The organism is Microcoleus sp. Pol1C5, from assembly GCF_036701115.1.
Classification (GTDB): domain Bacteria; phylum Cyanobacteriota; class Cyanobacteriia; order Cyanobacteriales; family Microcoleaceae; genus Microcoleus.
In genome coordinates, this window is the sequence record NZ_JAUBQE010000023.1 from 84,762 (window position 1) to 109,345 (window position 24,584).

16 protein-coding genes and 2 pseudogenes are annotated in these 24,584 nt (G+C 47.1%); 10 read left to right on the forward strand and 8 right to left on the reverse strand.

The window, feature by feature from the left end; all coding sequences use genetic code 11:
• Positions 1 to 152: 152 nt before the first annotated feature.
• Entirely contained in the window at positions 153 to 554 is a 402-nt protein-coding gene (gene dndE, locus QUA23_RS14730) for a DNA sulfur modification protein DndE (protein WP_015179042.1), read from the forward strand.
• A 62-nt stretch (positions 555 to 616) separates the two neighbouring features.
• On the opposite strand, the gene thiD is transcribed toward dndE, so the two are convergent.
• Positions 617 to 1,426 carry a bifunctional hydroxymethylpyrimidine kinase/phosphomethylpyrimidine kinase gene (gene thiD / locus QUA23_RS14735; protein WP_333077080.1) on the reverse strand — a complete coding sequence of 270 codons (810 nt, stop codon included), beginning with the start codon at positions 1,424 to 1,426 and terminating at the stop codon, positions 617 to 619.
• Positions 1,427 to 1,633: 207 nt separating this feature from the next.
• On the opposite strand from thiD, the gene QUA23_RS14740 reads away from it, so the two are divergent.
• Positions 1,634 to 2,398, forward strand: a complete 765-nt coding sequence (locus QUA23_RS14740) for an MBL fold metallo-hydrolase (protein WP_333077079.1) — start codon at positions 1,634 to 1,636, stop codon at positions 2,396 to 2,398.
• Positions 2,399 to 2,454: 56 nt separating this feature from the next.
• Here QUA23_RS14740 and ftsZ read toward each other — a convergent pair whose 3' ends face one another.
• Complete coding sequence (ftsZ, locus tag QUA23_RS14745; RefSeq protein ID WP_333060508.1) at positions 2,455 to 3,729, reverse strand: cell division protein FtsZ; 1,275 nt, start codon at positions 3,727 to 3,729, stop codon at positions 2,455 to 2,457.
• 334 nt (positions 3,730 to 4,063) lie between these two features.
• Complete coding sequence (locus QUA23_RS14750) at positions 4,064 to 4,966, reverse strand: FtsQ-type POTRA domain-containing protein (protein ID WP_333077077.1); 903 nt, start codon at positions 4,964 to 4,966, stop codon at positions 4,064 to 4,066.
• A gap of 338 nt (positions 4,967 to 5,304) precedes the next feature.
• Here QUA23_RS14750 and QUA23_RS14755 point away from each other — a divergent pair, with 338 nt between their 5' ends.
• The 4 genes from QUA23_RS14755 to QUA23_RS14770 all read left to right on the forward strand — a co-directional run bounded on the left by QUA23_RS14755 (position 5,305) and on the right by QUA23_RS14770 (position 14,588).
• Positions 5,305 to 6,636: a P-loop NTPase fold protein gene (locus tag QUA23_RS14755; RefSeq protein ID WP_333066744.1), complete on the forward strand. Its 1,332-nt coding sequence runs from the start codon at positions 5,305 to 5,307 to the stop codon at positions 6,634 to 6,636.
• 683 nt (positions 6,637 to 7,319) lie between these two features.
• A complete protein-coding gene (locus QUA23_RS14760) occupies positions 7,320 to 12,794 on the forward strand; it encodes a WD40 domain-containing protein (RefSeq protein WP_333077076.1) in 5,475 nt (1,824 codons plus the stop codon).
• 266 nt (positions 12,795 to 13,060) lie between these two features.
• Positions 13,061 to 13,864, forward strand: coding sequence for a TPM domain-containing protein (locus tag QUA23_RS14765; RefSeq protein ID WP_333077074.1), 804 nt, complete (start codon positions 13,061 to 13,063; stop codon positions 13,862 to 13,864).
• 100 nt (positions 13,865 to 13,964) lie between these two features.
• Positions 13,965 to 14,588 (forward strand): precorrin-8X methylmutase, encoded by a 624-nt coding sequence (locus QUA23_RS14770; protein WP_015179019.1) that lies wholly within the window; start codon positions 13,965 to 13,967, stop codon positions 14,586 to 14,588.
• Positions 14,589 to 14,922: 334 nt separating this feature from the next.
• Here the strand turns inward: QUA23_RS14770 and QUA23_RS14775 are convergent, their stop codons facing one another.
• Together QUA23_RS14775 and dapB are read right to left on the reverse strand one after the other, a co-directional pair.
• Positions 14,923 to 15,633: a phosphate ABC transporter permease gene (locus QUA23_RS14775; protein ID WP_333077073.1), complete on the reverse strand. Its 711-nt coding sequence runs from the start codon at positions 15,631 to 15,633 to the stop codon at positions 14,923 to 14,925.
• A gap of 189 nt (positions 15,634 to 15,822) precedes the next feature.
• A complete protein-coding gene (gene dapB, locus QUA23_RS14780; protein WP_333077149.1) occupies positions 15,823 to 16,650 on the reverse strand; it encodes a 4-hydroxy-tetrahydrodipicolinate reductase in 828 nt (275 codons plus the stop codon).
• Positions 16,651 to 16,952: 302 nt separating this feature from the next.
• Between dapB and QUA23_RS14785 the strand changes: the two genes are divergently transcribed.
• Together QUA23_RS14785 and QUA23_RS14790 are read left to right on the forward strand one after the other, a co-directional pair.
• Positions 16,953 to 19,472, forward strand: a complete 2,520-nt coding sequence (locus tag QUA23_RS14785) for an EAL domain-containing protein (RefSeq protein ID WP_333077072.1) — start codon at positions 16,953 to 16,955, stop codon at positions 19,470 to 19,472.
• Positions 19,473 to 19,602: 130 nt separating this feature from the next.
• Positions 19,603 to 19,944 (forward strand): annotated as a pseudogene (locus tag QUA23_RS14790) (DUF6883 domain-containing protein).
• A 58-nt stretch (positions 19,945 to 20,002) separates the two neighbouring features.
• On the opposite strand, the pseudogene QUA23_RS14795 reads toward QUA23_RS14790, so the two are convergent.
• Positions 20,003 to 20,852 (reverse strand): annotated as a pseudogene (locus QUA23_RS14795) (IS630 transposase-related protein).
• Positions 20,853 to 21,393: 541 nt separating this feature from the next.
• Here QUA23_RS14795 and QUA23_RS14800 point away from each other — a divergent pair.
• On the forward strand, positions 21,394 to 21,528 hold the full coding sequence (locus tag QUA23_RS14800) for a hypothetical protein (RefSeq protein WP_333076904.1): 135 nt from the start codon (positions 21,394 to 21,396) through the stop codon (positions 21,526 to 21,528).
• 434 nt (positions 21,529 to 21,962) lie between these two features.
• Here QUA23_RS14800 and QUA23_RS14805 read toward each other — a convergent pair whose 3' ends face one another.
• Both QUA23_RS14805 and QUA23_RS14810 read right to left on the reverse strand, forming a co-directional pair.
• Positions 21,963 to 23,090 carry a tetratricopeptide repeat protein gene (locus QUA23_RS14805; RefSeq protein ID WP_333076903.1) on the reverse strand — a complete coding sequence of 376 codons (1,128 nt, stop codon included), beginning with the start codon at positions 23,088 to 23,090 and terminating at the stop codon, positions 21,963 to 21,965.
• A gap of 27 nt (positions 23,091 to 23,117) precedes the next feature.
• Positions 23,118 to 23,357 carry a hypothetical protein gene (locus QUA23_RS14810; protein ID WP_333076901.1) on the reverse strand — a complete coding sequence of 80 codons (240 nt, stop codon included), beginning with the start codon at positions 23,355 to 23,357 and terminating at the stop codon, positions 23,118 to 23,120.
• A gap of 100 nt (positions 23,358 to 23,457) precedes the next feature.
• Here QUA23_RS14810 and QUA23_RS14815 point away from each other — a divergent pair, with 100 nt between their 5' ends.
• Positions 23,458 to 24,285 carry a GNAT family N-acetyltransferase gene (locus QUA23_RS14815; RefSeq protein WP_333076900.1) on the forward strand — a complete coding sequence of 276 codons (828 nt, stop codon included), beginning with the start codon at positions 23,458 to 23,460 and terminating at the stop codon, positions 24,283 to 24,285.
• The last annotated feature ends 299 nt before the right edge of the window (positions 24,286 to 24,584 follow it).

Genomic DNA, 24,584 nt, shown 5'->3' on the forward strand with positions numbered 1-24,584 from the left:
AAGGATAAATCTTACTACCAATCAAAATACCAAAAAAAACCGATTTAATCAAGTCGCGCCGTGTAAAAAAATGTTAATTATTTCCAGTTATCTAGAGGCTTTGCTTCCTCAATATTAACACTTTTTACAATATACCAAACACTCTCAAACTCATGGAACCACCAGTCGATCGCATCCGCCTATCCCAAACAGGCAAAGACCAACTATCAAAACTGAAACGATCGACCAAAATCGATCAGTGGAATATTCTATGCAGGTGGGGATTTTGCCGATCGCTCGCCGAACCCAGCATCCCATCGCCAGTACCAATTCCCAGCGACAGCAACGTCGAATTAAGCTGGGATGTCTTCGGCGGCGACATGGCAGATATCTTGATAATGGCCCTCAAGCAGCGGTGTCACCAAGACAATTTAGGCACGGAAAAAGAAACTCTAGCCAAACAGTTTCGCCTGCACTTGCACCGAGGGATTGGTTATTTGGCCGGCGATCCGAATATTAAGAAAATCGAAGACTTGGTGGCGATCGCTCTATCGCCTGAGAAATTAAGAAATTAAACGAACCGCGAAGACGCAAAGGATGCGAAGCAAGAAGGGAAAAGAAGGGATGAGTTCACAATTTACTTCAGTAAAAGTGGGAAAAAATGACCTACTGGCCCTTGACCTTCCCCAATATCCAAAGCATATTTGAGAGCAGTAGTCACATAATCCTTAGCCAATGTCACCGCTGTAAATAAATCTTTACCTAATGCTAAATTAGCGGCGATCGCAGCACTCAAAGTACATCCAGTTCCATGAGTATGGGGAGTATCAACATTCTCAGTTTTTAACACCTCCAACCCTCTACCGTCAAACCAAACATCAACTCCCCGTAAATCTCCTTTCATTCCCCCGCCCTTCACCAAAACCGCCTTCGCCCCCAAACTGTGAATTCTTTCTGCAGCCGATCGCATATCATCCACAGAATCAATCTGCAAACCGCTCAAAATCTGAGCCTCAAACCGATTCGGAGTCACGACAGCAGCCAAAGGAATCAAAACATCCCGCAAAAAAGCGATCGCCCCCTCATCAATCAATCGATCGCCCGATCGTGAAACCATCACCGGATCGACAATTAAATTCCCTATTCCCAAAGCTTCCACCTGTGAAGCCACCGCCACCATAATTTCCCGATTCAGCAGCATCCCAGTCTTCACAGCATCCACCCCAATATCCCCAACCACCGCCTCAATTTGAGCCGCCACAGCCTCCGCAGACAAAGCATCCACCCGCGTCACCCCCAAAGTATTTTGAGCCGTCACACAAGTCAAAGCACTCGTACCGTGTACGCAGTGAAACGCAAAAGTCCGCAAATCCGCCTGAATCCCGGCCCCGCCGCCACTATCGGAACCAGCCACAGTCAAAGCCACATGAATCCTCGATTTAATCATCTTTTTTGCAACCGCAGATAAACGCAAACAAACGCAGATAAATCCCATCATATCCGTGTTCATCAGCGCTCATCCGCCCTCATCTGCGGTTAAAACTTCCCATCATATCCGCGTTCATCAGCGCTCATCCGCCCACATCTGCGGTTAAAATTCCCCAACAAAATTAGCTATGATTAAAACAAATGTAAAGAATTATTGCAAACACCTGTGAAAATCACCCGAATCGACCTCAACTCTTGGATCTTCCACATCGCAGGCCAAACCATCCTCGTCGATCCCTGGCTGGTCGATCCCCTGGTATTTTACGGTCAACCCTGGCTGTTCACCGCCTACCACAACACGCCCGTCGCCTTCACTCCCAGCACCTTACCGCCGATCGACCTCATCCTAATTTCCCAAGGATTAGACGACCACTGTCACAGACCAACGCTCGAAAAGCTCGATCGCACAATTCCCGCGATCGCCTCACCCACCGCCGCCAAAGTCCTCAGCAGTTTAGGCTACACCAATATCACATCTTTAGCAAATTGGCAAGAGTTAAATTTTAAAGAAAAGTTACAAATTACCGCCGTACCCGGAGCCGAAATCCAGCCCGGACAAGAAGAAAACGGCTATTTACTCAAAGATTTAAGCAGTGGCGAGACACTTTACTACGAACCGCACCTGCCACCATTAGACAAAGTTAAACAGAAAATAGACACAGTAGACGTAGCGATCGCCCCAGTCATCGGTCAAATCTTCCCATTCCTCGGACAAGTCATCATCGGCCCTTCGGAAGCCCTCAGCCTCGCCCAAACACTCAAACCTCGGTTTTTCCTGCCTACAGCGGCGGGAGACATCCGAGCCACAGGCATTTTACAAATGTTAGTGCGATCGGTCGGCAGCATCCCCGAATTTCGCGATTTACTAGCAAAATCGGGACTTTCCACCCAACTCCTCGAACCCGAACCAGGCCAAACCCTAGAAATTTGAGATTTGAGATTTTAGATTTTAGATTTAATCCGCCATCCAAAATCCCAAATCCACATTTATCTAGGCGGACGACGGTTGCGTAAAAACTCAGGAATATCCAATCCCAAATCCTGCGGCGGTTTCGTTGTCGGATCGGGCGTTTGTTGAGCCGGAGTCGTCGGCCCAGTTGCAGCCCGCCAAGGAGCATTAACATTTTGCGTCCGCCCCGGAGTCGGAGGGGGGGCAACTTCCCCCGAAAAACCAGTAGCGATCACAGTAATCTTAATTTCGCCCTGAAGCCGCTCGTCAATCACCGCTCCAAAAATAATATTGGCATTCGGATCGACAACCTCGTAAATCGTCTCAGCCGCCGCATTCACCTCGTGCAGCGTCATGTCTGTACCGCCAGTGATGTTAAACACCACACCTCTAGCGCCCTCAATAGACGAAGCTTCCAGCAGAGGCGAAGAAATAGCCTGCATCGCAGCCTCCCTAGCCCGCGACTTCCCAGAACCCACGCCGATGCCCATCAAAGCCGAACCCGCATCAGCCATTACTGCCCGCACGTCAGCAAAGTCAACATTCACCAAACCGGGAATAGTAATAATGTCAGAAATACCCTGAACCCCTTGGCGCAGGATATCGTCAGCAACTCGAAAAGCCTCTTGTACCGGCATTTGTTCGGAAATCACAGACAGCAGCTTGTCGTTAGGAATTACGATCAGCGTATCCACCCGGGTTTGCAAAGCCGCAATCCCTTCTTCAGCTTGGCTGGTGCGCCGCCGTCCCTCAAACGTAAAAGGCCGCGTCACTATGCCCACAGTCAAGGCGCCCATTTCCTTAGCGACCTCAGCCACGATCGGAGCCGCGCCTGTACCGGTACCGCCGCCCATGCCGGCTGTGATAAATACCAAATCCGCATGATTCAGAGCATTAGCAACCTCGTCGCGAGATTCCTCCGCAGCCTTTTGACCGATCGCCGGATTGCCCCCCGCGCCCAAACCGCGCGTCAACTTCTGTCCTACTTGCAAGCGTTTCGGAGCATTTGAGAGAACTAGAGCTTGAGAATCTGTATTCACACACCAAAACTCGACACCAGAAACCTCGCTGGCAATCATCCGGTTAACGGCGTTGCCCCCACCGCCGCCGACGCCAATTACTTTGATTTTCGCGGCACTGCTGGGCATTATGTCTTTGGGATTGACCATAGGATCGATATCAATACTATCTACATTTACATAACCAGACTTGCGTCTAAAGGGATTGGCGGAATCTGCAGCCACCGGAAAATTTTTTACTTCTTCCGAAGGGGGACTGTCTTGGTCAGACCCCTGTCTATTATTAAGCTTCATTAGAGTCGGGGATAGTAGATTACAGCTTGTTAACTAAACGCCAATTCACAATCAACTATAGGCTAAGTTGCGCGAAAAACTAACACTGGTCGATGCTTAATGTTAGCAATCTCGGATTTGGCCGACCTCGCTAGCCCAGACCTCGCTTGACGCCATCCAGGTACTTGACCGGATTAAGGCAGTTGTAAGCAAGGCAGAAGGAAAAAAAAGGATACTAGCCCCAAACGCGGGGTGCTATCCAAAAACTCGGCTGATTGCAAGCCCTGCCTATCGATCCTGGTGGGCAAAAATTCTGCCTATCGATCGATACCTTCTACCTTCTGTTGACAGAGGATCAATTTCGGGCGCGAGTGGGTGCCGGAGTTGAACTCTCCAAACTGCCGGGTAGTTCTGGCAAATGGACGATCGGCGAAGCAGGATTTTTCAAGTCAATGTAGGCTATTTTGCTTGAATCTATCTGTTTTGGCAATTGTCGCATTCGGTCTAAAACCTTAAGTTGCTCCGCAGTCCTGGAACTGTACGGCCCTAAGTGTACGGTACCGATCTCTGTTTTCAAGATCAAGTTGTTCGGGTTTTGCCAATTAATCTCAAACACTTTCACCGTCAAGCCACTGAGTCCTTGGTAAAACTTCGGCCAATAGGCGCGATACTGTTCCAAAGGCCCGATGACTTTTAAAGTGGGCAAAGAACGCTGAGGCTGCGTTCCCGGAATGCTGCCGGGCCCGATCGAACTATTCTGCGATCGTACAGCAGTATAACTATCCGACGGCATCCAACCTCCGCGAGCGTCCAGCCACCCCACTTTTTCCTTCTCACTGTTCGATCTCAACACCGCAGTCGGCTGCGCCACCGCCACTGGCAGGCGTTCTGCCACTTCTACAGTCAAACTCGGCGGAAACAAGTTGCGAGTCACCTTCGCTTTGGCGATCGGTCCCGTGGACTCCAGCTTTTCGGCCAGGGCCTGCGGTTGAATCCCCCACAGCGACTGCGGGTAAGACAGCGGCACCAAAGACCGCACCGCCTTATCCGACAGCCACTGATTGCCCTCCACTTTCACTTGTTCCGATCGGGCTATCAACCAAGCCGGCTGAGCAATCCACCACAGCAAACCTCCAGCCATTGCGCTCGCTGCCAGCATTTGCCACACAACAGCCGCCAATCGAGCGCGCCTCTGCTGCCGCAACTTTTGGCGCCTGCGCCCTAACTCTGTTTGAGAAACCGCTCCAAAACTAGCCATCTACGTCTTGACAATATAGTAATTAAGGATTAGCACAAATTCAAAACTGTTTAATCTTTGTCTCTTGAGCCCTGTTTTCCCCTACCATTTAACCAGATCCCCGCAAATTTACCCAGCCTCCTGCCAATATCAGTAATATCACTGATCCCACTAAGTAATAAAAAATTATTAATTAAAAATTCCCAATTCCCGCGCCGGGAAAACCCCTTGCCCGATCAAGGTTGTTTGGGTATTTAGGGCATTACCCCACAGGGCAAAAGGTTACAAATCAAACTAAACTCAACTAAAGAAAGTTTAGACTTTCGATTAACTTTTTTAACTTTTATTCGGCTTCAATTGTGATCGCACTCGAATTAGACAGATTCTATAAAGCCTGCAACCCGAGCAAGACCCTTGTTGCGGGAGACCCAGGAGATTATCAATACTACATTGATTTTGGTTCCGTGCGCGGCGGGAAAATCATTGAATCTTTACAGCGAACCATTACCCGCATCTCCCCCAACGAGCCAACCTGTCAGCTATTTACAGGACATATTGGGTGTGGCAAATCTACGGAATTGTTTCGACTAAAAGCTGAGTTAGAGCAAGAGGGTTTTTGCGTCGTCTACTTCGAGTCTTCCCAAGACTTAGACATGGGTGATGTAGACATTAGCGATATTTTGCTGAGCATTGCGCGCCAAGTCAGCGAAACTATGGAATCGGCTAAAATCAAACTCAGACCGAGCTATTTTACAAATCTGTTTGCAGAAGTAGCAGAATTTTTGCAGACTCCCATAGATTTGTCAGCGGAAGCCGAGTTATCTGTAGGCATTGCGAGAGTTACTGCTAAAACTAAAGACTCTCCCAAACTGCGATCGCAACTCAGGCAATATCTCGAACCCCGCACCAACAGCATTTTGCAGTCGATCAACGAAGAACTCCTCAACAAAGCTAACGCTGAACTTAAGCAGCAAGGCAAAAAAGGACTCGCAGTTATCGTTGACAACCTCGACCGCCTCGACGCATCCCTCAAGCCCAGCGGACGCACCCAGCCAGAATACTTGTTTTTAGACCGTGGCGAACAGTTGAAAAAACTCAATTGCCACGTCGTCTACACGATTCCCCTGACTTTGATTTTTTCCAACGACTTCGGCCGCCTCGCCAGTCGATTTGGAGTCAAACCCAAGGTGATGCCGATGGTACCGGTGCAAATGCGATCGGGCGACGACCACATTGAAGGAATGGCACTGCTGCGGCAGCTAGTATTAGCTAGAGCTTTCCCCGCAGTTGCTCCCCATCAACGCATCGATTTGATTTCCCAGGTGTTTGACTCTCCCGAAACTTTAGATCGGCTTTGTCGGATTAGCGGCGGTCACGTTCGCAATCTACTAATGCTTTTGTATAGCTGTTTGCAGCACGAAGACCCTCCCTTCTCTCGCGAATGTCTCGAAAGCGTCATTCAAGAATATCGCGATGACCTTTTGGGAGCCATCAATGACCTGGAATGGGAATTGCTGTTTCAAGTCGTCAAGCGACAAAGTGTAACAGGCGAAGAAGAGTCTCAAATCTTGTTGCGAAGTATGTTTGTCTTTGAATACCGCGATCAAGAAGGTCGTTGGTTTGGGATTAATCCAGCTCTAGCAGAAACCAGAAAATATAAGGAGTGGCTGCAGCGCTGTGAAGCAAAATAGTTGGGATTTGTGAGATAGCTTCGTGACTCTAAGAACCCTTAACCACGAGGGAATTAGAAAGTATTTAACTGAAAATTCATCACTTACAACTCCGAAATCTTACCATCCAATACAGAAATCAGTCAGCGGTTTTTGCCACTGGCTTATTTCTGTTGAATGCTGGCTATAGGCGGTGAATGTTATTGTCGTGTAAAACTTTGCCACCACTAAGGACTTTGCCCACTCTCAACTCTCGTATCTGCAATGTCAGACCCCCTATTTCTGTTTTTATCTGTTGCTCTTAATTTCACATAATCTCATCTCAGACGACATTTTTTTTGCGTTTTTTTTAAATGCCTGCTACAGATATATCGAAGTTGTTTACTAATAGCTAGCCGTCGGTACGATCGTGAACTTAGCACTTGGCTATTTATGCTCCCAAGTCCTTTATATATAGCTGAATCAAAAAATCTAATGGTGAGCTTAAATTTTTATTGGGAAGTCTAGCATTCTCTGAGATTGAGCGGTATGATATCTTTACATTGGCTCTAATAAGTATGTAAGTATTGATAAGACAAGTACGAAAAACTACGTATTTATACAGAGATAAAGCGTCAAACAGAGACGGCTATGTCTAAGTAGATACGCTTTCAGTCACGATTGGCGAGCGTTAGGTAATTGATTAATGCAAAAGAGGTGCACGCATGACCGATCTAATTAAGGTACAAGAAACTGCCAACTACAACGAGCGCTCGCTCAAAACTCTGGTCAGGTCAATCACAATGTCTCAACACCAATTCTCGCTAATTTTGGTGCGCTGCAACTACGAGCAGTTGCGGCAGCAAATAGCGCAGCGGCTGCGAGAAGTGTCCCCAGTTCCAATTCAAGATCTCCTCCTGCCAGCTTCAGTCAAAACCCTTTACACTACTCTGCAGGCAAGCACTTTCCAGGAAGGGTACTCGCCTGTCGGTGCCGCCTCAGCTTTGATGGTATTCGGTTTAGAAACAGTAGTAGCGATCGACGAACTGATGGCTTCTACCAATCAAGTGCGAGACGAATTTCGCAAAAATTTTTCCTGCCCAGTGATTTTGTGGGTAACAGATGACATCGTGACCAAAATGATTCGTCTGGCCCCGGATTTTAAAAGTTGGGCCGCCGCCACAATTAAATTTGAAATGAGCGTTGACGAATTAATTAATTTCCTCGCTAAGCGGGCCGATACTATATTTAAAATAGGCGAACTCAATCAAGAACTCGCCAGCAGCAACGTCAGCAGCATAGCTAATTGTGAGACCTGCGAAACCTCGTGCGAAAAACGCGGTCTGGAGCGCGAAATCAGCTCTGGAGAACGCTTTCTAACTTTTAACTCAGCGCCCCAAAACCGACGACAATCAAATGTCCACTCGTATTCGCCATTGAGTCCGGGCAATACCTTCGATTTGGCGATCGGCTCTTTGCCACGCCGAGAACTAGAATTAGCTTTAAGAGATTTACAAAATCGCGGTGAAGAATTAGAACCCGCCCTCAAAGCCAGCCTGCAATTCGTTCTCGGTCGAGATTACTATGTCAGCGACCAAACCGAAACTGCCTTAATTCACTACCAAGAAAGCTTAGTATTTTGGCAGCATCAAACTGGCAATTGGGAACTCGCAAACTGGGAAAATTCCGAAAACCCAGAAACCCTCTCCTGCTCATTGTCCAATCCTGTCCCCAACATCCTATTTTTAGAGAGAGAAGGGATAGTGCTATTTCACATAGCCCTGTGTCACCGCTTGCAAGCAGCCAGAAATCCGGTAGCCAACCGCCAACACTGGGAACAAGCTTGGATTAGCCTGGAACAATCTAGAAACGCTTTCTCCCTTGCCTCACGCCCCGAATTGGTAGCTGAGGTGACAGCACACCTCGGAGAAGTGCTGCAGCGCCTGAAAGCGTGGGGAGAGTTGCAAGCATTAGCTGAAAATTCTTTGCAGTTGCACTTCACTTACGGTACTCCCAGCCAACTAGCTCAAGATTACGGCTTTTTGGCTGAAGTTGCCCTGCAACAGTCGAGGTGGAGTCAAGCCCGCCAGCTAGCCGAGTTGGCTTTGGCGATTTTGGATCAAACACCTAATGATTTGAGATTGCTGATTGAAGATTTGAGATTGGGGTTTGAGGGAAATTATCCAGAAATTGTGGGATCTAACGAGTTAAGTAACGAACCCAAATCTAAAATTCAACATCCTAAATCCGACAGGAGTTCGTATCTTTTACTTTTAGCCCGAAGTTTGCGGCAGCTAGGCCAGTGGGAAGCGGCGGTTCATTCTTTGGAGTTGGCTCAATCTCAAAGCGAGCCGAAGTACGACCCCCGACTTTACATCGATATTTTGACAGAACTGCAAGCGGTTTATTTCGAGCAGGGAGAGTATCTTAAAGCGTTTCGGATTAAAAAAAGCCAGCGGTCGATCGAATATCAATACGGATTTAGAGCTTTTATCGGAGCCAGCCAATTGCAGCAGCAGCGACAAGCCGTCAATCCTTCGGGCCCCTCAGCTCAAAATCAAGCCGCGATCGCAGCGTCCATGACAGCTTACTCGCGCCAAACAGATATCAATAGCTTGCTAGAAAGAATTAGCAGGGACGACCATAAATTAACTATTATTCATGGGCCCAGCGGCGTCGGGAAAAGCTCTCTAGTCAATGCCGGCTTAGTACCAGCTTTGAAAAATATTACTCCTGGTGCCCGCGATACATTGCCCGTAGTAGTCAAAGTTTATACCGACTGGCTGGTGGAGTTAGAAAATGCTTTGAATGGCGCACTGTACGACAAACAAGCCGAAGAGGAAAGTAAATTAATCTCCAAAGGAGTACAGGAAATCCACAAAAGAAGTGGCTCGGTTATTCCTGCTCGCAGCTCGGAAGTCTCTTCTTTTATTCTAGAGCAGTTGCGCGAAAATGCCAGAAATAATTTGTTGACTGTGCTGATTTTCGATCAATTTGAAGAGTTTTTCTTTGTTTCTACCTCAGTGGCACAAAGACAACTTTTTTATAAATTTTTGCGCTTGTTTTTGAATGTGCCTTATGTTAAGGTAATTCTGTGCTTGCGTGAAGATTACTTACACTACTTACTGGATTGCGATCGCTTCCCAAATCTTGACGCTATTAACAATAATATTCTCGACAAAAGCATCCGCTACCAACTGCGCAGTTTTTCTATCAAAGACGCGCGGGCTGTCATCGGACACTTAACGGAACGGGCGGAATTTTATTTAGAGCCGGCACTGATCGATGCCTTCGTGGAAGATTTAGCAGACGAACTGCAAGAAGTGCGACCTATCGAATTGCAGGTAGTGGGAGCGCAACTGCAAGAAGAAGGTATTACCAGTCTCGCACAATACCAGCAATTGGGCGACAATCCTAAAGCGGAATTAGTGAAGCGATCGCTCGAAAGAGTCATCTCTGACTGCGGGCCCGTTAACGAAGACGCAGCTTGGAAAATCTTGTTTTCCCTGACAGATGAAAGAGGCGTTCGCCTGATAAAAACCAAACACGAACTCTCATTAGTTACAGGCCAGCAGCCAGCAGATGGTCGCGAAACCGAATTATCGGCGATCGGCAGAAACCGAATTCCCTTACATCGACAGTTCGCAAAAGACTCTGAAAACCGACAAAATAAAACCGACAACCTCGACTTAATTTTAGACATTTTAGTTGGTCATGGTTTGCTGTTTCTGCTACGGGAAGCGCCCGAAGACCGCTATCAATTGGTACACGACTATTTAGTGCGACCAATCCGCCAAAGATTCGGCTTAGAAGCCAGACTGCACAAAGCAGAAGCAGACAAAAAAATGAGTCAAGCACAGCTCTACCGAGCCAATACTTTTCTCAAACAACTGCTGGGAGTAGCAGTAATCGGCGTCATGCTGCTAACCAGTTCCACCATCGCCGCCGTAAACTTTTGGTGGCGGGCCGTTGGTCAAAAACAGCTAGCTGTCGCTCAAACTCAGCGAGCCGAAATCAGTACCCTGACAGCAGCTTCGGAAGCACTTTATTTTTCAAACAACAAATTTGACGCCATGATGGAAAGTTTGAGAGCTGGTAAAAAGTGGAAACAGATCGAACACTCCCAAAAAATGTATACTCTCAAAGACACCGAAATTTTGATTTCTGCTGCCCTCCAACAGGCAGTTTATGGAGTCAAAGAACGCAACCGCTTGGAAGGACATGGCGATGTAGTTTGGGGTCTTAGCTTCAGTCCAGACGGCGAAACAATAGCTTCTTCCAGTGTAGATAAAACCGTCAAACTTTGGCGGCGCGACGGCAGTTTGTTGGCCACTTTCAAAGGCCATACTAACAGTGTCTCCTGTGTGGCGTTCAGTCCCGACAACAAAACCATAGTCTCGGCAAGTTTAGATAAAACTGTCAAAATTTGGCAAACTGACGGCAGTTTGCTGGCAACTTTCAAAGGGCATACTAATAGCGTTACCAGCGTTGCTTTTAGTTCTGACGGTCAAACGATCGCCAGTGGCTCTACAGATAAAACTATCAAACTTTGGAAAACCGACGGCACGCTGCTGCGAACGATCGAACAATTTGCTCCCGTCAATTGGCTAAGCTTCAGCCGCGACGGCAAAATAATCGCTGTGGCTAGCGATGACGGTAGTGTGAAACTGTGGAGTTCTGACGGCAGGTTAATCGCTAATTTATGGCACAGCGAAAACAGACAACCCTCGAAAATTTACACCGTCAGTTTCTCCCCCGATGGTGAAACGATCGCCAGTGCGGGTGAAGATAAAACGGTGAAAATCTGGAGCATCGCTGCACTCAAACACCCACCAACAGAAAATTCAACACAAGCAAAAAAAGGTGAACTGCTAACAACTTTGCGCGGACACACCAAGTGGGTATTTGGTGTCAGTTTCTCCCCCGACGGTCAAACACTTGCTTCAGGAAGTGCAGACGGGACTGTCAAACTCTGGAGTCTTGCTGGTGTTGGCGACAAACGTCCAACCGATGCTAGCAACATTAAACCAGAGAGTCGCTTACTGAGAACTTTTGAGGGACACGCCGATCGAGTTACTCAGGTGAGTTTTAGCCCGGAAGGCAAAACCTTGGCTTCGGCGAGTTTTGACAAAACTATCAGGCTGTGGCGACTCGATGACGTGCCGCTCAAAACCCTCGACGGACACCAAAACCGGGTGCAAAGCGTTACTTTCAGCCCCAACGGCCAAAGGCTGGCTTCTGCTTCTACGGACAACACTATCAAACTCTGGAGCCGCACGGGGGTTTTGCTGGAAACCTTGGAAGGACACACTCAGAGAGTCGCCAGCGTCAGTTTCAGCCCCGACGGTCAGCTACTTGCTTCTGGGAGTTACGACAAAACGGTGAAAGTCTGGAGTTTGACAGAAGATGGCATGAATAATATTCTCCCTTGTCCATCGGCTCCGCTATTCCCGTGTTCGCCTTCTGTGCTGTTCACTCTCGACGGCCACGCCGACAGCGTGATGAGCGTGAGTTTTAGCCCCGACAGCGAGGTTCTGGCTTCGGCGAGTAAGGATAAGACTGTGAAACTCTGGACTAGAAACGGCAGGCTGATTAAAACTTTAACGGGACACACAGGCTGGGTGACTGGGGTGACTTTCAGTCCCGACGGCTCGATGCTGGCTTCTGCCAGCGATGACGGTACTCTCAAACTCTGGAATCGAGATGGTCGTTTGCTGAGAACTTTTGAAGGAGCTCACAACAGTTTTGTGTTGGGGGTTGCTTTTAGCCCTGATGGCAAAATGCTGGCTTCGGCTGGTTACGACAATTCGGTGAAATTGTGGAAGGTAGACGGGACTTTGGTGGCGACGCTGCTGAAGGGTTCTAGCGACAGCGTGACTAGCGTGGGTTTTAGCCCGGATGGTTTGTTGGTTGCTTCGGGCAGTTACGATCATAAGGTGAAGCTTTGGAGTCGCAGCGGGACTTTGCTGAAAACTTTGACGGGTCACAAGGATAGCGTGATGAGCGTGAGTTTTAGCCCGGATGGGAAGGTTCTGGCTTCTGCAGGCCGGGATAATCGGGTGATTTTATGGAATTTGGATCTTGACGATTTGCTGGTGAGGGGCTGTGACTGGGTGGGAGATTATCTGAGAACTAATCCTAATGTGAGCGATCGCGATCGGGGTCTTTGTGAGGGGGTTGGGGCAAAATCTCAATTGTAGTCTGAAGGAAGAGGGAAGAAGGAAGAAGGAAGAAGGAAGAGCGAAGAAGGAAGAGCGAAGAAGGAAGAGCGAAGAAGGAAGAGCGAAGAAGGAAGAGCGAAGAAGGAAGAGGGAAGAGCGATTCCAAACTTTCCTTACTCGAACTCTTCCCCTTGGTCTCGGCTTCCTGTAAAGTAAATAATTGTAAAGAAATATGAGTTTTCTCTTATCCTCTGGTTAAGACGGCCAGCTAGCATTCACAATTAAGACCCGGATTATAAGTTCCTATGTCACAGCTTTTCCCGCGAAAATTTCTAGCATCTGTTGTCGCATTTTGTCTGGCTTTGTCCGTGTGGACGATCGCACCTGCAGCCCACGCTTTCAATAATCCCGATTTGTTGCCTTCAACTCAGACGCCGATCATTGACTTAGCTAAAGCCCTTACGGATATTGAAGAACAAAATTTGGCAAAAAATTTAAAGGCATTTGAAGCCGAAACCGGTTGGAAACTGCGAGTGCTGACTCAGTACGATCGCACGCCCGGTTTGGCTGTCAAAAGTTATTGGGGGCTAGATGACAAGAGTGTGTTGCTAGTTGCTGACCCCCGAGGGGGCAATTTGCTCAATTTTAATGTGGGCGACTCGCTGTATCCGCTGCTGCCGCGAACTTTTTGGGTGGAACTGCAAACCCGCTACGGTAATCAATTTTTTGTACGGGACAATGGCGAAGATCGAGCAATTATTGAATCTTTGGAGTCGATAGAAGGCTGTTTGCGTCAGGGCGGATGCCGCGTGGTTCCCGGTTTGCCGAGGGAACAGTGGGTTCTGACGTTAATTACGTCGGTGGTTGGCGGCGTCATCTGCGGCTTTGCGGCTCAACCTCGGAAGCCGGGACAGGTTGTGGCTTGGCAGTGGGCGCTGATTTTTTCGCCGCTGTGGGGAATTCTGTTTTTCGCTTTCGGACTTGGGCCGGTGGTGACTCGGACTTCTGACTGGTTGCCTGTGGTTCGGAATGTGGCGGGTTTTGCGATCGGAGCTTTGGTGGCATTCCTGACTCCGGTGTTGGGCAAATCTTCTTCGTCGGAAACTTAGTTGTCAGTTGGCAGTTGGCAGATTTTACTCAACAGTCAACGAATGACTAAAAGCTGGTAAGCTGATACCTGACAACTCACAGGCGACAGCTATCCAACAAATGGAATGGCACGTAAGCGATGCCCAGAGTCTGGGATTAATCGATAACGAAATTGGCGACCACGGTTTTTCAGCGGCGGAGTACGAAATAGTCCGCCGCGTGATTTATGCGACTGCTGATTTTGAGTACAAGTCTTTAATTAGTTTTTCCGATCAGGCTTTGCAGGCTGGGGCGGCGGCTTTGGCTGCTCGGACTACGATCGTGGTAGATGTGCCGATGGTGCAGGTGGGCATTACGCCTCTGATCCAAAGTACCTTTGCGAATCCGGTTTACTGTTCGATGGAGGCTTTGACACGCCCCCAAAAGGAAAGGACGCGGGCGGCTTGGGGGATTGAAACTTTGGCAAGACGCTATCCTGAAGGGATTTTTGTGGTGGGCCAGGCTCAAACTGCTTTGTCGGCGATCGTAGATTTGATTGAATCTGAGGAAATTCGGCCGGCTTTGGTGATTGGGACGCCTTCGGGGTTTGTGGGGGTTGACGTGGCGAAGTCGCGGCTGCACGATTCGATGATTCCTCACATTCGGATTGAGGGCCGCAAGGGCTCTGCGGTGGTGGCTGTGGCTATTGTTAACGGGCTGGTGGATTTGGCTTGGCAAGCTTACGGCCAAGAGGGGAACAGTTGATCGAGAAGTCAATCGATTTTAGATTTTAGATTGACTCCACAGATCAATCTGAGAGTTCGAACTAATACTAAATTCGGTTTAAAAACCCCCTGTGTAAGACTCGGTGGTTGAAACGCCACTTCCCCCGCACGCGAGGGAAGTTTCGATTAAGGCAAAATTTGGTAAGTTGCCGATCGCGCTTAACATGAATTTGGGGGGGTTCGCCTCGATCGGAACTAAAAAAGATGAAAATGTAGGGGCTAACCTGAAAAACCGTAGGCATTAGCCGCTATCTTGTGAATTTTGTCAGGATTTTTACTTGCGATCGCTCTTAAATTTGTCGCTACTATCCATATTAATAATCAGCGGGCGATCGCCTTTTTACATCTCTGCTTTGATTAGTGCGATCGCGGTCTTTTTTCCTGCCTTTTTTAATTTGCTGGCTCATCTCGACAAACAAATCTCTGCGTAAATAAGGATAGTCGCTCACCCACACGTCACGGCTGGGAATGTAAATATCTGAAACTTTGGCAATCCGTCCCAAATCTTCTTGATTCGACATGATTAACATTAAAGCAGCTTGGCCGGGGGCAATTCCTTGGTGATCTTTCCGCAAGGGAGCTCGAAGTGTAGTAGTAAATCCGGTTTTGTCGCCGACTTCTAAATTAATTCGCGGTTCTAAGTTGTCAACTATTACGAGTTGTCCTTTTTGATTGACAGTTTCTTCTTGACTGGTGACTTCATCTGTAATATATATATCCAAAACTCGTCCTTGCCAAAAACCGCAGTATTGATATTTGCGGCATTCTGCATTCCGCAAACTCGCCCACAAAATCGGCCCCCACAGCCAGTACAAACCAGCTATCAATCCGGTGATTAAAACTAGCGGCCCGACATCGGAACCGGCGAAGTTGTAAACTACCAGGAGGAAAACTACGGTGACGGCAGAGATTAACATTCGCCTCAAAAAATCTGGCGGTTTTCCCCAGATATATTTGTATTGCGCTCCCGTGGCGACGGCGGGAATTAGTTCTTGAAAGGTTTCGCGGGTTAAGGGAATTAGCATAGGAAGTTCGGCAACGAGCAATGTACGGGATGCAACGGCTGTCTGTTCGGAAGCGGATTATATTAAGGGATTTAACAGATTTAAGGGATGGATGTTGAAGTCAAAAATCAGAAGTTAGAAGTCAAAAGTTAGAAGTTAGATTAATTCCACATTACTCATGACTCATGACTAATGACTAATGATTAATGACTACAATATTTTTTCCAGGCCGTAAACGAGCGATCGCAATTCAAGGACTTTGCGTATAGACAGCAAGACTCCGGGCATATAACAAGCGCGATCGCTCGTATCGTGTCGTAAAGTATAAACTTGACCGGCGCCGCCAAAAATTACCTCTTGGTGGGCAATTAAACCGGGTAAACGGATGCTGTGAATGCGAATCCCTTCATCCGCCACTGAACCTCGAGCTCCGGCTAATTTTTCGGTTTCCTCAACTTCTGGCGGATTGAAAGTTTTTCCCATTTCTGCTAACATTTGGGCAGTTTGAATCGCCGTGCCGCTGGGGGCGTCGGCTTTTTGATTGTGGTGCAGCTCGATAATTTCTACGTGTTCAAAATACTGAGATGCCGTGACGGCAGCTTGTTGGAGCAAAACCATGCCGATAGAGAAATTGGGTACGATCAAACAGCCGATGCTGGCTTTGTCAGCAAATTCAGCTAAGTTTTCAATTTGCTTGCTGCTCAAGCCGGTAGTGCCGACTACCGGGCGAATGCCGTAAGCTATGGCCGATCGCACGTTTTCATAAACTGACGAAGGGTGCGTAAAATCTACCATCACGCCTAACTGCTTTTCCTGAGCTGCTAATACCAGCATTCCTTGCAAGTCGTCAGTGATGGGAACTTCTAACGGGCCGCATCCGGCTAATTCGCCGGCATCGGCGTTGAGGCACTCAGGAGAACGGTCTACAGCCCCAAATAAGGTCATGTCACTAGAATGGGCGATCGCCTTAATTACTTCACGGCCCATTTTGCCTGCGGCACCGTTAACAATCACCGGAATCGGAAGTTGATTCGCCATAATCTCAAAAATATCCTGAAAGTTCGATCGACTAAATTTTAACGCTTGTGCGAAATTGGGGAAACAAGGAATGAAAGACAGGATTTGTCGGCAAATCTTCAAAAACCAGGTTCCCATTCGAGAAATACTTTGCCAAATCGAGTAATTAGCTTAAAGAAACTCGGTTGCGACACAAGTTCTGAAAAAATTATATTCAATCTCATATTAAGCCCAATTCTGTAAGAACAGACTTGTGCGAAGCGAATTTGCACCCATATATTTTTTCTGTGACTGCCAACTTCTCTCGCAATCTTCGTTGTGTAATGTCTGTCGCAACTGGCTTCGACCTGAGTTCTCAAAACCGACGGGTCAGGATTTTGCCTGCAATGCTTGCGGGCGCGACTGTAACGCTGCTAAATATGGGAGTTCGGCAGTTGGGAGGCCTGCAAAGCTGGGAATTGGGGAGTTTTGACTCGTTAGTGCGCTTGCAGCCAGATGCCGGCCCCGATCCGCGGCTGCTGGTAGTGGGAATTTCTGAGGCCGATATTCAAGCTTTGGGGAGATTTCCGATTTCCGACAAAGCGATCGCTCAAACCTTGACAAAACTGCAAAAGTATCAGCCAAAAGTTATCGGTTTGGATTTGTACCGGGATTTGCCTCAAGCCCCGGGACACCAAGAATTGCTGGCCGGGCTGAAAGCACGGAATGTTGTGGCGATTTATAAATTGAGCGATTCAGAAAGTGAGGGAGTGGCTGCGCCCCCGGGGATACCGCCCGATCGGCTCGGTTTTAACGACTTCGTGCTCGATCCTGATGGCGTTGTACGCCGCAATTTGCTCTCAGTCTCGCAACCAGACAAAAAGATTGCTTTATCGTTTTCTGTGCAAGTGGCTTTGCTGTATCTCAAAGACAGAGTACAGCAGAAAAATAGTCCTGTTCATCCCCACCAAATCAACTGGGGAAAGGGAGAATTTGTGCCTTTAACTTCTCACAGCGGCGGCTATGCAAATCTCGACGCCAAAGGCTACCAAATTCTGCTCAAATACCGTTCTGGTAAGGATGTGGCGCGACAAGTCAGTATCACGCAGGTATTGAAGGGGGAAATTGAACCAAGCTGGGTTAAGGACAAAATTGTGTTGATCGGGACGACTGCACCGAGCACCAGAGACGTGTTTCTGACGCCCTACAGTCCAGTTAAAAAGCAAAGTCCGAAAATGCCGGGAGTGCTGCTGCACGCGCAAATGCTCAGCCAAATATTGAGTGCTGTTTTGGATGGGCGATCGCTCTTTTGGGTGTGGCCGGAATGGGCGGAAATTTTGTGGAACGGTGCTTGGGCGATGGTTGGCGGGGTTTTGGCTTGGCGGATTCAGCATCCTGTAAAGGCTGGATTGGCTGGAGGTGCGGGATTGATGGGACTGCTGGGGATTAGTTATGGGATTTTTACTGGGGGTGGGTGGGTACCGTTAGTGTCGCCGACTTTGGGTTTGGTGGTGACTGGTGTGGGTGTCAGTGCTTACAGAAAGCTTTACGATGCTTTTCACGATTCTCTGACGGGTTTGCCCAACCGGGATTTGTTCGTGGATTGTCTGGGGCGGGCGATCGCCAATACTAGGGGCCGGCGTAGCTATCTGTTTGCGGTGCTGTTTCTGGATTTAGACAGGTTTAAGGTGATTAATGATTCTTTGGGCCATTTGGCGGGGGACGAACTGCTGATGTCGGTGGTGCAGCGGTTGAGGGCGATTATTGGCTCCGGGGATACTGTGGCGCGGGTGGGGGGTGACGATTTTGCGATTTTGGTGAGGAATGTTGATGTTGGCAGTGCGGTGGATTTGGCCGGTCGCATTCACCAAGCTTTAATTGTGCCTTTTGATTTGAAGGGGCAGGAGGTGTTTGTGACGGCAAGTATCGGGATTGCGGTGGGCGGCGAACCTGCTACTGTCAGGGAACAGCCGGAACACTTGCTGCGGGACGCCCACACGGCGATGTACCGGGCGAAGGCTTTGGGAACGGGAAGGTATCAGGTGTTTAATGCTTCGATGCACGCTTTGGCGGTGGAGAGATTGCAGTTGGAGACTGATTTGCGGGTGGCCTTGAAGCGTCAGGAGTTTTTGCTGCATTACCAGCCGTTTGTATCTTTGGCAACTGGTAGGATTATTGGGTTTGAGGCTTTGGTGCGCTGGCAGCACCCGCTGCGAGGTTTGATTTCGCCGGTGAAATTTATTCCGGTGGCTGAGGAAACGGGGGCAATTGTGCCGCTGGGTGAGTGGGTGTTGGAGGAGGCTTGCTGGCAGTTGCGGCTTTGGGAGGGAATGTTTGATTTCGATCAACCTTTAATTATGAGTGTAAATTTGTCGGGAAAGCAGTTTGCCCAGCCGGATTTGGTCGATCGCATTCAGATGATTTTGGAAACAACGGGTTTGAGTGCCGATAGTTTGAAGTTGGAGATTACTGAGAGTGTGGTGATGGATGATGTGGAGTCGGCGATCGCGGTTTTGAAGCAGATGAAAGCGTTAAATGTCAAGTTGGGAATTGATGATTTTGGCACTGGTTATTCGTCGTTGAGTTATTTGAGTCGGTTTCCTACGGATACTTTGAAGGTTGATAAGTCGTTTGTGGGGCGGATGGAGATCGAAAGCGAGGGGGAGAATGTGGCGATCGTGCGGACGATTGTGGCGCTGGCTCACGCTTTGGGTATGGATGTGATTGCTGAGGGTGTGGAGACGGCGGCACAATTAGCTAGGTTAAGGGCGATCGGCTGCGAATACGGTCAGGGTTATTTTTTTGCTAAGCCGTTACCGAGCGAGGCTGCGACTGCTTTGATGGCTTCCGAGCCACAATGGTAGTTATTAGTTATTAGTTATTAGTTATTAGTTATTAGTTATTGTACGTTAGAGCTAAAATTGAAAGTCGATCGGGTTCCCAAACCAGCTCTTTAATCTGTTGGATGCTAAAATTAGTGTTATCTAAACAAACATGAAGCAGAAAGAACTTGTCAGTCATCTCGTTATCGATTCTCGAAAATTAACAGAGTATGCTCTTAATTTAGATAATCCAGTCGGTAGCGATCAAGCTGTAATATTTCAGCGTCGTTTAGAATTGTATCAATAAAACTATGAGTTAAGGTTAGCACAGATTTTAACTAAAACTCTTGATACGGAAGCAGTTTTAGGACTAAACGACAAACACGGACAGCGCTATACTTTAGACTTGGAAATTATGGGCATACAAGGACAGCAGGAGATTTTCCGTACAGCTTGGATCGTAGAACCGGGTAGTAATAGGGCGAGACTGGTAACACTATTCGTTCGGAGGTAAGCACGATCGTGCCAGAAGTATTTGATGTAGTATAGTCATTTCAAATAAAAAAGAGACACTATTGAGCGCAGTAGGCACAGATGAGTTCATCTAAAGATGTGCCAGGAGGAGCATACATTCTAGCTCGCTTTAAGGCAATAAAATCGTGTTCAATATCGTTCAGATAGGCGAGAATATTTTGAGAGAAAAAGAACTTGATGCTCCGTTTCCTCTACCAGTTCGCGAATGGCTGTTTTTCGATGAATCGGTGCATTATCCATGATTAAGATAGATGGCTTGGTCAGAGAGGGTAATAAATATAAAGATAACCACCCTTCAAAACCTTCTGCATTGAAGCTGTCCGTAAAAACCATTGGGGCAATTAAGTTCTTTTTTCTTTTCCTTCTTCCAGCTACTAAATTTTCTCTTTTCCCCCGTTTTCCTGACTTTTCACCCCAGATTTTTTTGCCTTTTTTTGAGCATCCTAATGCACAATTTTGAAACTCTTCAAATCCTGACTAATCAATAAAAACCAGACTTTGACTTCCCCATACTTTAATTAACTCTCGGAGATATCTGTAGTAGTTTATTCTTTCTTCTCGATTTCTTTCGTGATAACGAAGTTGTTTTTTTTTCGAGTAATTTTCATTTCTTTAAGAGCATAAGATATGGCACTTTGTCTGACCCCAAACTTCTTGGCTCTGTCAATAAATCTGGCATCTGGGTTCTCTTTTACATCGTTTTCTAAGGCTTTCCAATCTAGCTTTCTCTTACGTCTTTTTACCTGGGTGGCCAATACGGTCTGTCCGACCCAGCCACCGATATATCGTTGCCCTCCCTACCTGAAAAATTCTGGTTGCTTTAGCGATACGACCGCCATTTTCTACATAATCCACTACTCTTTTTCTCAAATCAATACTATAAGACATTTTCCTAACTGGTTCACTATTTTTATTAATTTTACCTCATTTTTAAATAGTCTCATACTTATTTGAAATGACTATAAGTGCGCGCGACAACAACCAACTTGTGTCGCTCGAAAGCTTGGTAAAACGATTCAGGATGAAAATGTGCGCTCGTGTAAAGGAACAACAAAAACCAGTCGTCCTCTGTGCAGCGCTGCGGATAAAAATAGTCTAAACTCAGGTGCCTTATGTCAGCACAGGTATAGCCCGATACAGTGGGCGATGCAAGCGTAAAACTGTAGAATTGATTTGAAGCGAAAGGTAAAGGGCGTTGCTGATTTAGGGTATGACTGGCTCAATATGCAAGTCAGAGAAACCAGTATCCACAAAACTTCGGGATTTTCAAGTTATTTTTTTCATACCTTGATTAAGCAACGTTAGTAGCAGATGTTCCTTCACCGCATCAGACACAGTGTTATCACGGCGGCACTAGACGCAACAGACAGGGATGTGCGGAAGGTACAGAAGTTAAGCAGACACAAGAATCTAAACACCTTGATGGTGTATGACGATAATCGCGGCCGCGACCAAAGAGACGTTACTGATTTACTTGATGGGATGTTTTGAGCGATCGGCGGTTGCCCGCGTTCTCGACGGGCGATCGGTGCAACTTGGTCGGGAGATACTTATGACAAACTGACGAAGTTTCTATTATTATTGGCAAAGTTTAAATCAAAGTTCGCGTATGTGGTTAAGTCGCTTCTCGTGGTTAAAGCGTTTATCAGTGATAATTCCGGCTTTCTCCCTGGCTTCTGTACAATCAGTTCAAATAGCCTTGAGCTTTCAGCCCAATCATAATTGGTCTTTTTCTGACACTTTTTCCCAAATTTTAATGCCAGTATTGGGTCCGCTGGCAATTTTTATTTTTCCCTACTCCGCTGATATAGTCCTAATTTATTTTATTTTAATTGTATTTTTTTTGCCTATGGTTCTTGCTCATCCCATTTGGTTAAAGTGGTGGGCTGCAATTCTCACAACGATAGGGGCTTTTATTTGGGTATTTTTGGGTAAAATCCTTGTTTATTCAGGGGTTTAATTTCATGGCGATCGAGCTTCATCACATTGCGTTGCTTTTTAAGGATTTGTAGCACGTTTTCTGGCTTCGGATGCTTTGATATCATAACCGGAGTTAGGATTAGTTTTGTGCAATTGCATTAACAAATCGATGTATAATTCGTAGTAGTCCTGCACTGTGGCAAGGTATGAGCTGCGGAGTTCTGCGGTGAGTATTTTACTACGGAGATTTTCAATTATTTTAATACAAGCTTCAATATCATTGAGAGCTTCGGTAAAATTGCCTAGCGATCGTTTGATAAAAGCCATGCTGTAGAGGGTGAGAGCTTCTTCCTCGGTTGCGCCGATTGCTCGAAAAAGAGGAAGGGACTGGTTGTAAGACTCTAGCGCTTTCTGCTTTTCTCCCAAATTGGAGTATAGTAAGCCGATGTTGGTGAGCGTAAAGGCTTCCGCACGGCGATCGCCTATAGCCCTGCTCAAGGGAAGGGACTGGTTGAAATACTCTAGCGCTTTTTGTTCTTCTCTCACCTGATTGTATAGACCGCCGAGGTTGTTGAGGGTTAGAGCTTCCCCACGGCGATCGCCTACAGCTCTTCTTAAGGGAAGAGACTGGTTGAAATACTCTAATGCTATGTAGTATTCTCCCAATTCTGCGTATAATAAGCCGATGTTGTTGAGGGTAACGGCTTCTGCACTGCGATCGCCCACTCCCCGACTCAGAGGAAGGGACTGCCTGTAATACTCTAGCGCTTTTTGTTTTTCTCCCAACTTATTGTACAGTAAGCCGATATTGTTGAGGGTAATAGCTTCTTGCTTGCGATCACCCACTCCCCGACTCAGGGGAAGAGACTGGTTGAAATATTCTAGTGCTTTCTCTTTTTCTTCTAAATCATTATAGACAACGCCAATCCTGCTGAGGGTGCTAGCTTCTCCATCCCGATCGCCTACCGCCCGATACAGTTTTAATGCTTCTTCATATTTGACAATCGCACTTCTTTTTGCTTCCGCTGTTCCTTGTTCGTAAAGTTTCTCGGCTTCTTCACATACTTTGTCGGCAACATCACTACTGTTACTTTGTGCTGTTTGTAAGCCTTTACCAACTGATACGGCTACTGCCACTGGCTGACTTAACTGAAGCGAAAGTGCGATCGACATACCGACCAAAAACCATTGAGCGCGATCGAGCATAGCCACCCTTTTGTATTTTTGTTAATCTTAATCACTAGCCTGCGTAGTGTAAAGCAGGAAGAAGTTATGGGGATCGAGCTTCGCCAATTTCCTCAAGTCGGTAGCTCGATCGGCGCAACAAATGGCTGAAATGCCTGCATTTTTCGGTTGGTCAGTAACGAGCAATTCTTCTGCTAGATTGATTGTACGTTTTGCGCGGTCGAACGGCTGCAACGGTTCGCACAATTGCACCGCAGCCACGGTTCGCACGTCTGGCACTGTCGTCACGGCTCGGAGCGCACTTCCATTCGCAGGGTTAAGGCTAACGGCATTTTCACACCTCTAGCCCAGTTTTGTATATAAAATTGACAGAAAGGAGACGGTGCAGATGATAGAGGAAAAATTTAGAATACACGACCAAATCCAGTTAGTTTTGGCAGGAATCATTGGCAAGAATATTTATTTTCCACTCCAATTCGTTCCCGACATGAAAGTCGAACAAACAGAAAGTTACGTTCTCATTAATTCTGGCTACAAGACAGATACTTTTAATCTCGTTATTAGTAAAAAGTTCGATAGCGAAGACGGAAAGCGTACTATTGCCAAGGTGTGCGAAGAGTTTAATTCAGCTCGTTTACCAGCAGCTTGGTGGACTTGTGAAGAATTTCGGGATGCTTATGTCTTTTCAACCTTAGAAGAGTATGGATTTATCGAAGATGAAGTGGATATGGGTATGGTTGCAAATCTTGATGGTTTACCACAAGACGTTCAGTATCCTCTTAATCTCAAGTTCCGAATGGCCACCTCTTTCAAAGAAATCAATGAGTTTGGAAAGATTATCGCTTCACTTTTTGAGCCATCAGATGACTTCGTTATGCCATTTTATCGGCGGGTGGGCAAGTTGGATAATTTGGAGAATCGTCCTTTGAGATTGTTTCTGGGGTATGTCGATAATAAGCCTGTTTGTACGAGTTCAATCTTTTTGCTTGGTCAGACAGCAAGCCTCTTTGATATCAGTACGCTGCAAGAATTTAGAAATCGGGGTTACGGCTCGGCAATCACACATTATACGCTCAGTTATGCCAAAAAGCTCGGAGCGCTTTTTGCCACCCTTCAGGCAGCACCGGATGGTGTAAATATTTACAAGCGAATGGGCTTTAAGGAAACTTGTACTTTCCGAATCCACTCAAACAAAAGGAGGATTTTAGGATATTAAAGAAGTAGCCCTCAACATCTTTTTGCACGAGTTGCCCAGAAAGCCGATCGCCCCTGGTTGTCTCTTCAGTTTTTAAGCATGGAAGGAACAGGCTAGCATTGATAATATTGTTAGTAGCTGCGCCCCGCAACTATTAGCGGGCTACCCGCCTAAATTGTTCCGGACACAATTGAAGACCTTCTTTAAGCAAGATATTGTCGGCAACAAATCTAGAATCTGCTCTATACAGCACTTTGCTTAACGATTAGGTACAATATTAGAGGTGGTAAGAAAGAGAACAATGAAACCCTACTCCCTAG

What these genes read in the sequence shown, in the direction of transcription:
- dndE (WP_015179042.1), top strand. Translation starts at nt 153, where the DNA reads ATGGAACCACCAGTCGATCGCATCCGCCTATCCCAAACAGGCAAAGAC.
- thiD (WP_333077080.1), bottom strand. Translation starts at nt 1,426, where the DNA reads ATGATTAAATCGAGGATTCATGTGGCTTTGACTGTGGCTGGTTCCGAT.
- ftsZ (WP_333060508.1), bottom strand. Translation starts at nt 3,729, where the DNA reads ATGAAGCTTAATAATAGACAGGGGTCTGACCAAGACAGTCCCCCTTCG.
- QUA23_RS14750 (WP_333077077.1), bottom strand. Translation starts at nt 4,966, where the DNA reads ATGGCTAGTTTTGGAGCGGTTTCTCAAACAGAGTTAGGGCGCAGGCGC.
- QUA23_RS14760 (WP_333077076.1), top strand. Translation starts at nt 7,320, where the DNA reads ATGACCGATCTAATTAAGGTACAAGAAACTGCCAACTACAACGAGCGC.
- QUA23_RS14765 (WP_333077074.1), top strand. Translation starts at nt 13,061, where the DNA reads ATGTCACAGCTTTTCCCGCGAAAATTTCTAGCATCTGTTGTCGCATTT.
- QUA23_RS14770 (WP_015179019.1), top strand. Translation starts at nt 13,965, where the DNA reads ATGGAATGGCACGTAAGCGATGCCCAGAGTCTGGGATTAATCGATAAC.
- QUA23_RS14775 (WP_333077073.1), bottom strand. Translation starts at nt 15,633, where the DNA reads ATGCTAATTCCCTTAACCCGCGAAACCTTTCAAGAACTAATTCCCGCC.
- dapB (WP_333077149.1), bottom strand. Translation starts at nt 16,650, where the DNA reads ATGGCGAATCAACTTCCGATTCCGGTGATTGTTAACGGTGCCGCAGGC.
- QUA23_RS14785 (WP_333077072.1), top strand. Translation starts at nt 16,953, where the DNA reads ATGTCTGTCGCAACTGGCTTCGACCTGAGTTCTCAAAACCGACGGGTC.
- QUA23_RS14800 (WP_333076904.1), top strand. Translation starts at nt 21,394, where the DNA reads ATGACGATAATCGCGGCCGCGACCAAAGAGACGTTACTGATTTACTTG.
- QUA23_RS14805 (WP_333076903.1), bottom strand. Translation starts at nt 23,090, where the DNA reads ATGCTCGATCGCGCTCAATGGTTTTTGGTCGGTATGTCGATCGCACTT.
- QUA23_RS14815 (WP_333076900.1), top strand. Translation starts at nt 23,458, where the DNA reads ATGATAGAGGAAAAATTTAGAATACACGACCAAATCCAGTTAGTTTTG.